At 68.6% G+C, this 12129-nt stretch carries 11 protein-coding genes; 4 read left to right on the forward strand and 7 right to left on the reverse strand.

What is annotated here, in order from left to right; genetic code table 11:
- The first annotated feature begins 6 nt into the window (after positions 1-6).
- Positions 7-1266 carry an ABC transporter substrate-binding protein gene (locus BS329_RS08195; protein ID WP_076157504.1) on the forward strand — a complete coding sequence of 420 codons (1260 nt, stop codon included), beginning with the start codon at positions 7-9 and terminating at the stop codon, positions 1264-1266.
- A gap of 11 nt (positions 1267-1277) precedes the next feature.
- Positions 1278-2672 (forward strand): GH1 family beta-glucosidase, encoded by a 1395-nt coding sequence (locus tag BS329_RS08200; RefSeq protein WP_076158162.1) that lies wholly within the window; start codon positions 1278-1280, stop codon positions 2670-2672.
- 93 nt (positions 2673-2765) lie between these two features.
- Here BS329_RS08200 and BS329_RS08205 read toward each other — a convergent pair whose 3' ends face one another.
- The 6 genes from BS329_RS08205 to BS329_RS08235 all read right to left on the reverse strand — a co-directional run bounded on the left by BS329_RS08205 (position 2766) and on the right by BS329_RS08235 (position 9090).
- Positions 2766-3593 (reverse strand): carbohydrate ABC transporter permease, encoded by an 828-nt coding sequence (locus BS329_RS08205; RefSeq protein ID WP_076158165.1) that lies wholly within the window; start codon positions 3591-3593, stop codon positions 2766-2768.
- 2 nt (positions 3594-3595) lie between these two features.
- Entirely contained in the window at positions 3596-4489 is an 894-nt protein-coding gene (locus BS329_RS08210) for a carbohydrate ABC transporter permease (RefSeq protein WP_084749468.1), read from the reverse strand.
- On the reverse strand, positions 4486-5247 hold the full coding sequence (locus BS329_RS08215; protein WP_076157510.1) for a DeoR/GlpR family DNA-binding transcription regulator: 762 nt from the start codon (positions 5245-5247) through the stop codon (positions 4486-4488). The genes BS329_RS08210 and BS329_RS08215 overlap by 4 nt, the downstream gene beginning before the upstream one ends.
- 521 nt (positions 5248-5768) lie before the next feature.
- On the reverse strand, positions 5769-7589 hold the full coding sequence (gene glmS, locus BS329_RS08225; RefSeq protein ID WP_076157515.1) for a glutamine--fructose-6-phosphate transaminase (isomerizing): 1821 nt from the start codon (positions 7587-7589) through the stop codon (positions 5769-5771).
- Positions 7590-7647: 58 nt separating this feature from the next.
- A complete protein-coding gene (locus BS329_RS08230) occupies positions 7648-7908 on the reverse strand; it encodes a hypothetical protein (protein WP_076157518.1) in 261 nt (86 codons plus the stop codon).
- Positions 7909-8001: 93 nt separating this feature from the next.
- Entirely contained in the window at positions 8002-9090 is a 1089-nt protein-coding gene (locus tag BS329_RS08235) for a M20 family metallopeptidase (protein WP_076157521.1), read from the reverse strand.
- A gap of 29 nt (positions 9091-9119) precedes the next feature.
- On the opposite strand from BS329_RS08235, the gene BS329_RS08240 reads away from it, so the two are divergent.
- Together BS329_RS08240 and BS329_RS08245 are read left to right on the forward strand one after the other, a co-directional pair.
- Entirely contained in the window at positions 9120-10307 is a 1188-nt protein-coding gene (locus tag BS329_RS08240; RefSeq protein ID WP_076157524.1) for a cytochrome P450, read from the forward strand.
- Positions 10308-10402: 95 nt separating this feature from the next.
- The gene (locus tag BS329_RS08245; RefSeq protein ID WP_208619173.1) at positions 10403-11365 is read left to right on the forward strand and encodes a helix-turn-helix domain-containing protein; all 963 of its coding nucleotides are present in this window, start codon (positions 10403-10405) and stop codon (positions 11363-11365) included.
- On the opposite strand, the gene BS329_RS08250 is transcribed toward BS329_RS08245, so the two are convergent.
- Complete coding sequence (locus tag BS329_RS08250; protein ID WP_076157527.1) at positions 11352-12125, reverse strand: hypothetical protein; 774 nt, start codon at positions 12123-12125, stop codon at positions 11352-11354. The two genes, BS329_RS08245 and BS329_RS08250, sit on opposite strands and share 14 nt — an antisense overlap.
- Positions 12126-12129 lie beyond the last annotated feature (4 nt).

Genomic DNA, 12129 nt, shown 5'->3' on the forward strand with positions numbered 1-12129 from the left:
AGAACCATGACCCGCCTGCTAGCCGGATTGACGGCCCTCGTGCTGCTGCTCACCGGCTGTTCGGGCACGCCGGAACCCGGCGGACCGATCAAGCTCACCGTCGCCACCTTCGGCGAGTTCGGCTACGAGAAGCTCTTCGACGAGTACGAAAAGGCGCATCCGGGGATCACCATCGAGGGCCGGGTCGCCGACTTCGAGACGCACCACCGTCAGCTCGCCACCGGCCTCGGCGCCGGTCGTGGCAGCGCGGACGTGGTGGCGATCGAGGAGCAGTATCTCCCCAAGTTCCGGCAATCCACGGACAAGTTCAGCGATCTGTCCGAGTTCGGCGCGCAGGGCCTCCGCGCTAACTGGCCCGGCTGGAAATGGGACCAGGGCACCGCGAACGACGGAAAGTTCGTGATGGGCCTCGGCACCGACATGGGCAGCCTAGCCCTCTGTTACCGCCGCGACCTGTTCGCGAACGCGGGTCTGCCTGCCGACCGCGACCAGGTGGCCGCGCTGTGGCCGACCTGGGAGAAGTTCGCCGAGACCGGGGAGAAGTTCAGCTCGGGGGCGCCGGACGTCAAGTTCGCCGACTCGGCGGGCACCATCTACACGGCGATGCTCAACCAGGCGCAGGAGAACTACTTCGCCAAGGCGGACGACAAGTTCGTCGGCGACACGAACCCGAACGTGCGCAAGGCCTTCGACCTGGCGGGCGGGATGGCGCTGAAGAAGGAGACGGCCGCCGTCACCACCTTCACCCAGCCGTGGACGGTGGCGATCAAGCAGAGCCGGTTCGCCGCGATCACCTGTCCCGCCTGGATGCTCACCCAGATCGAAGAGGCTGGAGGCCCGGAGCTGGCGGGCAAATGGGATGTCACCTCGGTTCCGGGCAAGGCGGGCAACTGGGGTGGGTCGTTCCTGACCGTCCCGAAGCAGGGCGAGCACCGCAAGGAGGCCTACGACCTCGCCGTCTGGCTCACCGCGCCCGAACAGCAGAAACGGATCTTCCTGGACAGCGGCCTGCTGCCGAGCGCGCTGGGCGCCTATCAGGACGGTGCCGTGCTTTCCCACACCAGCGAGTACTTCAGTGACGCGCCGGTCGGCAAGATCTTCGCCGCGTCCGCCGAAGCGCTGCGGCCGAACTATCGCGGGCTGCGTGACGGCGAGGTGCGGCCCGTGTACGGGCACGCGCTCGGCCGGGTCGAAGAGGGGCGGCAATCGCTCGAACAGGCTTGGACGCAGGCGTCGACCGAAGGCCGCGCCGCGGCCGCCAAGTGAGCGGAGGCGACGTGACACGCGGCTTTCCGGCAGGGTTCCGCTGGGGCACGGCCACGGCGGCCTTCCAGATCGAAGGATCGACGACGGCGGACGGCCGCGGACCGTCCATTTGGGACACTTTCGCCGCGCGACCCGGCCGGGTGCTCGACGGCGCCACCGGCGACCCTGCCTGCGACCACTACCGGCGCTACCGCGAGGACGTCGGCCTGCTGCGCGAACTCGGTGTGCCGTACTACCGCTTTTCCGTCGCGTGGTCGCGGATCATGCCGGACGGCCGCACGATCGAGCCACGCGGGCTCGCCTTCTACGATCGCCTTGTCGACACGTTGCTGGAGCACGGGATCACCCCGATGACCACGCTCTACCACTGGGATCTGCCGCAGGCGCTGGAAGACGAAGGCGGCTGGCCCAACCGCGATCTCGCGAGCCTTTTCGCCGACTACACCCTGACCGTCCACAAAGCACTCGGTGACCGCGTGCGGCAATGGACCACGATCAACGAGCCATTCTGCGCCGCCTTCATCGGCTACGGCAACGGCGACCACGCCCCTGGTATCCAGGACGAGGGCGCCGCGGTGGTGGCGGGGCACAACCTCATGCTCGCGCACGGACTGGCCGCGCAGGCGTTGCGCGCGGGCGGCGGCGAGCAGGAGGTGTCCATCGTGCTCAACTTCGCCCCGGTACTGACCGAGGTGAACGATGCCGCGCACCGCGAGGCCGCGCGCAGATTCGACTTCCTGCACAACCGGTTCTTCCTCGACCCGCTGCTCGGCCGGGGCTATCCGCCGGAGTTGCTGGCGGATCTCGCGCATCTCGGCACCCTCGAACCGGCGATCGCCGACGGCGACCTGGAACTCATCGCCCAGCCTCTGGACGTCCTTGGCGTCAACTACTACGCGCCCGCCCGCGCCGCCCCGCTCGCCGACCCCGAGGCCGACAGCAACTGCCCGCTGCCGGGTCTGCGCGGGATGGACGTCACCCCGCCGCGCGGCGACGTGACCTCGCTGGGCTGGGAGCAACGGCCGGAGTCGTTCACGGATCTGTTGCTGTGGTTGCGGGATCACTGCCCCGGCCTGCCGCTGGTGATCGCCGAGAACGGTGCCGCCTTCGAGGACGAGGTCGTGGCCGGGCGCGTGCACGACGAGAAACGCGTCCGGTACTTCGCCGAGCACCTCGGCGCCGTGCACGACGCGATCGAACGCGGCGCCGACGTCCGCGGCTACATGGCCTGGTCGTTGCTCGACAATTTCGAGTGGGCCATGGGGTACACGCAGCGATTCGGCCTCGTGCACGTCGACTTCGGCACGCAGGCACGGGTGCTCAAGGACAGCGCCCGGTTCTACGCGGACGTGGTGGCGCGCAACGGACTCAAGGAAGTCGACAGCGACCCCCGGCACAGATCGTGACCGGTCCGGTCACGGCTCCCTGAAGTGTTATGAACGGTCCGTTCATTGCAAATTTTGTTATAAACGGTCCGTTCATAACATCCGGGGGCCGCCTCAGCCCCGTGGCGCCCCGCGCATGACGCCGTCGACCACTTTCCTGGCCAGCAGGATGAACAGCACGATGACGGGCAGTACGCCGATCGTGGCCGCGGTGAGCATCAGCGAGTAGTCGGTGAAGTAGCCGCTCGCCAGCCGCGAAAGTGCCACCTGGACGGTCGGGTGCGCGTTGGGGTCGAGGACGACCAGCGGCCAGAAGAAGTCGTTCCACGCCGTCATGAACGTCAGCATGGCGAGCACCGCGGCCTGGGGGCGGATGGCGGGCATGGCGACGTTCCAGAACAGCCGCGCCGTCGAACAGCCGTCGACACGCCCGGCGTCGAGCAGTTCACCCGGGATCGCCTCCTCGCAGGCCTGCCGCATCCAGAACACGCTGAACGCGCCGACCAGCCCCGGCACGATCACCGCCTCCAGCCGTCCGTACCAGCCGAGTTCGCCGACCACCAGGTAGAGCGGGATGACGCCGAGCTGGGCGGGCACCATGGCGGTGCCGATGACGACCAGGAAAAGCGAGTCGCGGCCGGGAAATCGCAAGCGGGCGAAGGCGAATCCGGCCATGCTGGACAGCAGGACGTTCGACACGGTCACCGTGCCGGCGACGATCAGCGAGTTCTGCATCGCCAGCCAGAAGTCGACCGTCTCGAAGACCCGGCCCACGTTCTCGATCAGGTTGCCGCCGGGCAGCAGCGGCGGGATCGTCTCGCCGAGGGCGGAATTGTCCTTGGAGGACACCACGAACGACCAGTACAACGGGAAGATCGAAGCGATGCCGACGGCGAGCAGCAGCCCGTAGACGACGAACCCGGTCCGTTCCCTCGCCGCCACGGTCACTCACCACCCCGCATGCGGCGCACGAGCGAGAAGTTGACCAGGGCGAACCCCGCCGAGAACAGGAAGAGCAGCCATGCGATGGCCGCCGCGTATCCGGCGTCGAACTCGCCGAAACCCTTCTCGTACAAGTACATGGCGAGCGTCTGGAATTGCCGGTCTGCGCCGCCGGTCCCGGCGATACCGGTGTCGTCGAACAACTGCGGCTCGGCGAACAGCTGGAGCCCGCCGATGGTCGAGACGACGACGGTGAAGGCGATCGTCGGCCGGATCGCGGGCACGGTGATCGACCAGAGGGTCCGCCAGCGCGAGGCTCCGTCGAGCATCGCGGCGTCGTAACGCTCCTGCGGCACCGACTGCATGGCCGCGAGATAGAGCAGCGCGTTGTAGCCGGTCCAACGCCACATCACCATCACACTCACCGCGACGTGGGAGGCGAACCGATCCGACCGCCAGTCCACCGGGTCGAGCCCCACCAGTCCCAGCGCCCAGTTGACGACGCCGTAGTCCTCGGCGAAAAGCTGGCTGAACACCAGCGCCACCGCGACCACCGAGACGACGTTGGGCAACAGCACACTGGCCCGCCACAGGGTCCGCGCCCGCAGCGGACGGTCGAGCAGGGCCGCGAGCCCGAGCGCGGCCAGCAGTTGCGGGACGGTCGACAGGACGAAAATGCTGACCGTGTTGAAGAGCGCGTTGTAGAAATACGGGTCCTGGAGCAGGACGGCGAAGTTGCCGAGCCCGGCGAACCCGGTGTCGCCGTTGACCAGATGCCAGTGGTGCAGCGCCACCCATGCGGTGTAGAGCAGCGGGAAGAGACCGAAAACGCCGAACAGCACGTAGAACGGCGCGGTCATCAGATATCCGGCGAGCCGCTCGCCCGTTCGCCTCAAACGGTGACCACCTTGACGCCGGTCCGGGTGATTTCGTCGGCCGCCTGAGGGTCGACGCCGCTGTCGGTGATCAGGGTGTCGACGTCGCGGAGGTCACCGAAGCGGGCGAAGTGGTCGTTGCCGAACTTGGTGTGGTCCGCCAGCAGCACCGTACGCCGCGCGGACGCGATGGCCGCGCGTTTGACCATCGCCTCGGCGGTGTCCGGCGTGGTGAGTCCCCGTTCGACGGAAAGGCCGTCGGTGCCGATGAAGGCGACGTCGACGTAGGTGTCTTTGAGGGCGTTGAGCGCCCAGCTGTCGACAGCGGCCATCGTGTGCCCGCGCAGCCTTCCGCCTGCCAGCATCAGCGTGATGCCGGGCCGGTTGGCGAGCGCGAACGCGTTCGGCAGCGAATGGGTGACCACGGTCAGTTCGCGGTCGGCGGGGACGAGGTTCGCCAGCCGCGCCACGGTGGTGCCCGCGTCCAGCAGAATCGCGCCCTCGGCGGGGATCTGGTCCAGCGCGGCGGCGGCGATACGGTCCTTTTCCCCGCACATCGCCTTGTCACGGGCGTCGAGACCAGGGTCGATACCCAGCCGCTCGACCGGGATCGCGCCGCCGTGCACCCGCCGCAGCACCCCGCTGCGTTCCAGGGCCGTCAGGTCACGCCGGACGGTCTCGCTGGTGATCTCGAACGCGGCCGCGAGCGTCGCCACGTCGACGCGGCCGTTACGCCGGGCCTGCTTGAGGATGGCGCGTTGCCGCTCTTCGGCGTACAACGGTCACCTCCGGGCCTGGCGAATGAGCGGACAGGGCGACAATAGTTGGTTTCTCGCGGGTCCGACAACGGAACCTCGATATCCGCGGTCTGCTCCCCCGCGGCTACGGCGAGGTCCTGTCCTTTAAGGACACACCACCGAACGGACTCTCCTCTGTGATATCCGCCGAATCACACGCGCCGACCACCGAATCACGCGTGTCGTCCGCCGAATCACACGTGTCGTCCATCGGATCACACGCGCCGTCCGCCGGATCACATGCGCCGTCCACCGGATCACACGCACCCGCCACCGGATCACACGCGCCGACCGCCGAATCACACGCGCCCGCCACCGGATCACACGCGCCCGCCACCAGATCACACGCCCCGTCCACCGGATCACGCTGCCCGATCGGCCGGAATGACTGCCCGTTCCGCCCACCACGAACCCACTCACCGCAATTAGTCCTCTAGTTGCGGTATAGAGCGGGTCCCGGTGAGCGGGACGAGTGGAGCTGAAGGAGACCTTCCCCTTCGGAATCACTCCACGGTGACGGACTTCGCGAGGTTCCTCGGCTTGTCGATGTCGTGACCGAGGAGCAGCGCGGCGTGGTAGGCCAGCAGTTGCAGCGGGATCGTGAGCAGGATCGGGTCGAGTTCCGGCTCCGAACGCGGGACCACGAACCGCGGCACGTCGAGGTCGCCGAAGTCCACGTCGTCGTGGGTGATCGCCAGGACCTGCCCCTTGCGCGCCCTGATCTGCTGCATCGCGGCGAGGTTGCGGTCGGCGAGATCGTCGGACGGCACGATCGCGACCGTCGGCAGCGCTTCGTCGATCAGCGCGAGCGGGCCGTGCTTGAGTTCCGAGGTCTGGTAGGCCTCCGCGTGGCGGTACGAGATCTCCTTGAACTTCTGCGCGCCCTCCCGCGCCACCGGGAAGCCCCTGACCCGGCCGATGAAGAACAGGCTCCGCGCGTCCGCGCAGATCTTGGCGTGCTCGGCGATCTCCGCCTCCGCCGCCACGATCTCCGCGACCTGCTTCGGCAGGGCCCGGATCGCCGCGACGATCCGCTGTCCGTCCGCATTGGACAGATCGCGGACGCGGCCGAGGGCCAGCGCGATCATCGCGAATCCGACGGCCATGTTGGTGAGCGCCTTCGTGGAGGCGACGGCGATCTCGGGCCCGGCGTGCAGGTACAGGCCGCCCTCGCAGGCCCGCGCGATCGATGAGCCGACGACGTTGACGAGGCCGACCACCCGGCCGCCCTTGCGCTTGACCTCTTCGACGGCGAAGGCGGTGTCCGCGGTCTCGCCGGACTGGCTGACCGCGATGTAAAGGGTGTCCGCTTCGATGATCGGGTTGCGGTAACGGAATTCGGACGCGGCCTCCGCGTCGGCCGGGACCCGCGCCAGGTCCTCGATCATGGTCGCGCCGATCTGGCCCGCGTAGTACGCCGAGCCGCAGCCGAGGATCTTCACCCTGGCGAATCCGCGCAGGTCACGGGGTGTCAGGTTCAGACCGTCCAAACGGGACACTCCGAACCGGTCGTCGAGGCGGCCCCGGATCATCCGCTCCAGGCATTCCGGCTGCTCCTGGATCTCCTTGTACATGTAGTGCTGATGACCGCCGAGATCAAGGTCGTCGGCCTTGATGTCGATCGCGGTCGCGGCCTTGCCGGTGTCGCTCTCGTCGACGGTGAAGGTGCGGTACCCGGTGGCCGAGACGCTGGCGAACTCACCGTCATCGAGGTGCACCACCTGCGAGGTGTGCCGGACCAGCGCGGACAGGTCGCTGGCCACGAACATCTCCCGGTCGCCGACGCCGATGATCAGCGGGGAACCGTTGCGCGCGACGACGACGCGGTCGGGGTGCGCGGTGTCGGTCACCGCGATCGCGTAGGTACCGGTGACGCGGGAAACGGCCTCTACGACAGCGTCTTCGAGGGTTTTCGCGCCCGACCGCGCGATGAGGTGGGCGAGCACCTCCGTGTCGGTCTCGGAGGTCAGCGTCACCCCGGCCTGGCCCAGTTGCTCGCGCAGGCTGTCGGCGTTGTCGATGATCCCGTTGTGCACCACGGAGATCCGGCCGTCCTCGGAGACGTGCGGATGGGCGTTCGCCTCGGTCGCCGGGCCGTGCGTCGCCCACCGCGTGTGCCCGATGCCGACCTTGCCCGCGAGCCGCTTGGGCAGGGCCGCCGTCAGGTTCCGCACGCGCCCCACGATCCGGTGCACCTGGGCGCCTTTGCCGCCGAGGACGGAGATCCCGGCCGAGTCGTAGCCTCGGTACTCCAGCCGCGTCAGCCCCTCGATCAGGATGGGGGCGGCGTTCTGGCCGCCGATGTAGCCGACGATTCCGCACATGACGAGTCAACCTCACAAAGAAACGGACGGATTCCACGCGAAGACCGGCGTGGTCTCCTCAGTCGTAGACGATGCGGCGCAGTTGCCGCTCGGACAGATCGGGAGGCGCGACGAGCCGGCGGCTCAGTTCCCCGGCGATGAGCGGGAAGATCTCGGGGTTCTTCCTGCCTTCGGCCTGCAACTGGGCGTGCCGCGACCGGACGTAGTGCTCGACCGGTTGCCGGTAGAACGCCAGGACGTCCTCGACGACGCGAGCCGCGATGGCCGTCGACAGACCCGTCGACAAGGCCACCTGCTCGACGATGTCCGCGTCCTCCACGCCCCCATCATGCACAGCGAGGGCTCGAAACGCCAGTTCTTGCCCGATTTCGGGCAAGAACTGGCGCATTCACACCCCCTAGTCCGCTCGCGTTTAGTCCTCTAGTTGCGAAGTGGCCAGCGCCGCCACGAGGCCGGTGACCAGATCCGACCGCTCCGCCATCGACTCGACCAGCAGGTACTCGTGGTCCGCGTGAGCGCCGCCGCCGACAGCGCCCAGCCCGTCGAGGGTCGGGACGCCGATCGCGGCCGTGAGGTTACCGTCGCTCCCGCCGCCGACGGCCACCCCGGCGACTCCGGGCAGCAGCCGTTCCGCCATTGCGAAAAGGCTAGCGGCGGCCGACTCGGGCATCGGAGGCCGGTGGATCCCGCCCCGCACGGTGATCTCAGCGCCGTCGAGACGCGGGGTCAGCGCGGCGAAGCCCGCCTCGACGCGGGCCTTTTCGGCGATGGTCTCGACCCGGACGTCGACCACGACGGTCGCGGAGGCGGGGACGACGTTGCTCGCCGTTCCCGCCGAAGCGACGGTCGGGGTGACGCTCGTCCCGGCCTCGGGCCTGCCGAGTGCCGCGATCTCCAGCACCTGGTGCGCCGCTTCGGTCAACGCGTTCACGCCGGCTTCGGGTTCGAGGCCCGCGTGCGACGCCCGGCCGGTGACGACGACCTTGAACGTGCCGCATCCCTTGCGGCCGATCTTGAGCCCGCCGCCGTCGGCCGCGCCTTCGAACACGAGCACCGTGCCGCACGCGCGGGCGCGTTCCTCGATGAGCGCCCGGGACGCGTGCGAGCCGGTTTCCTCGTCCGCGGTCACCAGGATCTCGACGCCGGTCAGGTCATCGAGTGCCGCCAGGCCGTGGATCGCCTGCACCAGTCCGCCGAGCATGTCGAACACCCCGGGTCCGGTCACCCGGCCGTCCGCCACCGTGAACGGACGGCGGGCCAGCGTGCCGATCGGGAACACGGTGTCGTGGTGCCCCAGGATCAGCACGCGGGGTTCACCACCGCCGGTCCACCGGACGTGGGGCCCCGCCGCGCTTTCGACGAAGGTCGCCGTTCCGCCGAGGCGGGTCTCCACGAGGGCGGCGACCGCCTCGGCCGATGCCGTCAACGCCTCGAGGTCACCGGAAGGCGACTCGATTTCGACTAGTGTCCTGAGGTCTTCGATCATCGCGTCGACAGTCATGCGAACACTTTCGCGCATAAGATCGGGAGATGCTCGAAAACCTCCTCACACCGGAGACCAGGACCGATCCGTACCCGTTCTACCGCCAGGTCTTCGAACGCGGCCCGGTGGTGAAGGCCGCCGACAGGTTCTTCGTGGTGAGCGGGTTCGAGGAGGCGTCCGCGCTGCTGCGGAACCCCGCGTTCGGGCACTCGGAGCCGGAGGTGCTGCCGGATCCGCACGAGAACGAGCCGGTGGACGACCAGGGCCGGGTGATCCGGTCGTTCCTCGCGCTCGACCCGCCCGACCACACGCGGCTGCGGCGGCTGGTCTCCAAGGCGTTCACGCCGAGGATGGTCGAACAACTCGCGCCGAGGGTTGAGGAACTGGCGAAGGAGCTGGTCGCGAAGGCGCTCGAAATGGGCGAATTCGACCTCATGGCCGAGATCGCGAGGCCGCTGCCGGTCGTCATCGTCAGCGAGATGCTCGGGGTTCCCCTCGCCGACCGTGGCCGGTTCGAGAGCTGGTCGCACGCCATGGGGCGAGCGCTCGACCCGTCCTTCCTGATCGCGAAGGAGACCGCTGCCGCCGCTGTCGCCGCCCGGCGCGAGTTCGTCGCCTATTTCCGGGAGCTGGCGAAGGAACGGCGGAAGCGGCCGACCGGCGATCTGTTCTCCGATCTGGTGTCGGTGTCCGACGAGGGCGACCGGCTCAGCGAGGGCGAACTGGTGATCACCGCGATGCTCCTGCTGGTCGCCGGGCACGAGACGACGACCAACCTGATCGGCAACGGGATGCTCGCGTTGCTGAACCACCCGGAGCAGCACCGGAAACTGGCCGAGGACCGGTCGAAGATCCCGAACGCGGTCGAGGAGATGCTCCGGTACGACTCCCCCGTCCAGCTGACCACGCGGATCGCCCTGCGGGACGCGACCGTCGGCGGCGAATCCGTCGGCGAGGGCGACCAGACGGTGGTGTTGCTGGGAGCGGCCAATCGCGACCCGCGCGCGTATGAGACCCCGGGCCGGTTCGACGTCGACAGGCCTTCGCCGAGACATCTCGCGCTGGGGCAAGGCATCCACTTCTGCCTCGGCGCCCCGCTGGCGCGGCTGGAGGGCCGGACCCTGTTCGAGACACTGCTCGGCAGCGGCCATGCCTTCCACCTGACCGCCGATCCGGTCTGGGTGAAGCAGGTGACACTGCGCGGCCTCGACGGTCTGCGGCTCGAGTTCGCCTGACGGGGCGGAAAGTCCGGTTCTCGACCTTCGACGGTTGCCGCCGGCCGCCTGACTGCGCATGCTGTGCGCCAACCCGGCGTTGGTGGGGGTGCCCTATGTACCAGGAACGCGAGGAGCCCGGCACGGCGAACACGGTCCGCCGATCGGTCCCGGACGCCGTCCGGTCCGGCCCCTTCCATCACGCGCTCTCCGAAGCGGTGGAGCATCGCGGGCTTTCCCTGTCCCGCATCCGCGCGCATCTCGCGGCACGCGGTGTTTCCGTGGCCGAATCGACCCTGAGCTACTGGCAGCGCGGACTCCGGCATCCGTCGACGCCGCGATCACTCGACATCGTCCGCGCGCTCGAAGCGGTACTCGGCCTTCCCGCGGACAGCCTGGTCGTCCTGATCGGCCCACAGCGAAGGTCAACCGGCGAAGGCGACCGCCGGCCTTCGGTGGCGGAACTACGGCGGAGCTGGGCCGAAACCTGCTCGCTGCTGGACGAACTGAGCGAGTCACCCGGTGCGGCGGGAAACGCGAAGCTCGACGTCGTGACCGTCGTCGACGTGCTGACCATGACCGGCGAAGGACGGATCGCGGAAATCACCTCGACGATGGTGGTGCGGGCACGGGCGCCCGGTGCGGACGGCTTCGTGGTCACCCATCAGGACGAACCCGGCACCGACATGGAGGCCACGACGGTCTTCGCCGCCGACGGCTGCCGAAGAGGGCGGGTGCGCCGAAGCACCTCATCGCCGGGAATGGTGTTCGAGCTCCTCTTCGATCGCGGCCTGGCGGAAGGGGAAACACACACTTTCGCGTTCACCTTGCGCTTGGCCGCGTCGGTCCGTTCGACCTGTTTCCACCGGACGGTGCGGTCTCGCATGTCGGCCTATCTGCTTCGGATACGTTTCGACGCCGACGCGATTCCCGCGAGATCCGTCAAAACCGTGCGGGAGCGCGAAGAACTCGATCCCGTGGTCAGTGAACCTCTGCATCCCGGGCCGGGGGCGACGGTCAGCGCCTACTTCGAGGATCTCGGCGTCGGGATCGCGGGGATCGACCTCATCTGGGAGTAGCGTGGCGCTTCCGGCGCACCGCGAACAGTACGACGCCCAACCCGGCGATCGCGGCGGCGATCAGGCTTGCCACGATCGGGACGGGCAGGCCGGTGTCGGCGGGCGGAGGTGTCGCTTGCGCGAAGCCGATTCCCCGGTTTCGCTGGTAGTCCGAGCCCGGCAGCTTGTCGGCGTAGCGGCCGTGCACTTCTCGCTGATAGTCGGAAAGCGAGAGGAACTTCCCCACCGGTGTCTGGGGAAGACTGGCTTGCAGGAGCACCACGCCGTCGGGGCCCAGTTCGTACCAGCCGTTGATCTGCGGCTCGTTGAGCAGGACCGAACCGGGCCGGAGCCGCCCGCTCAGCGTCTCTTCGTCGTTCCCGGAGAACACGCTCGCCGCGACCCACTTCCCCGGGCTCTCCGGCATTGCCTGAAGCGTCGCCTTCTGGCCGGAATCCGCGGTGGCCGTCACCGCGACGGATCTCAGCACACCCGCCGGCGCGCCTGCCGTGCCCCTCACGAACTCGGGATTGAGGGTGAAGACGGGGATTCCCCTCTCTCCCATCGTGATCCGTCGCGGTTCGATGTGGTCGACCTGCCGGAAGTTCGATTTCGCGAGACCGATCGCGCCCGGTTCGCCCGCGACGCGCACGGCGGCCGCGAGATCGTCGGCCGAGGGCGGGACGACTCCCTCACCGGCCGCGGCGGGCAACGTGGCGGGCAGGAGCGCCGCGACGGCCACCACGAGACAACTGGAGAACTTCCGGCAGATCTTGTGCATGACC

This window comes from Amycolatopsis coloradensis, from assembly GCF_001953865.1.
Lineage (GTDB): Bacteria > Actinomycetota > Actinomycetes > Mycobacteriales > Pseudonocardiaceae > Amycolatopsis > Amycolatopsis coloradensis.

Coding starts and splice junctions, on each gene's coding strand:
- BS329_RS08235 (WP_076157521.1), bottom strand. CDS start 9,090: ATGACTGTCGACGCGATGATCGAAGACCTCAGGACACTAGTCGAAATC.
- BS329_RS08250 (WP_076157527.1), bottom strand. CDS start 12,125: ATGCACAAGATCTGCCGGAAGTTCTCCAGTTGTCTCGTGGTGGCCGTC.
- BS329_RS08195 (WP_076157504.1), top strand. CDS start 7: ATGACCCGCCTGCTAGCCGGATTGACGGCCCTCGTGCTGCTGCTCACC.
- BS329_RS08245 (WP_208619173.1), top strand. CDS start 10,403: ATGTACCAGGAACGCGAGGAGCCCGGCACGGCGAACACGGTCCGCCGA.
- BS329_RS08240 (WP_076157524.1), top strand. CDS start 9,120: ATGCTCGAAAACCTCCTCACACCGGAGACCAGGACCGATCCGTACCCG.
- glmS (WP_076157515.1), bottom strand. CDS start 7,589: ATGTGCGGAATCGTCGGCTACATCGGCGGCCAGAACGCCGCCCCCATC.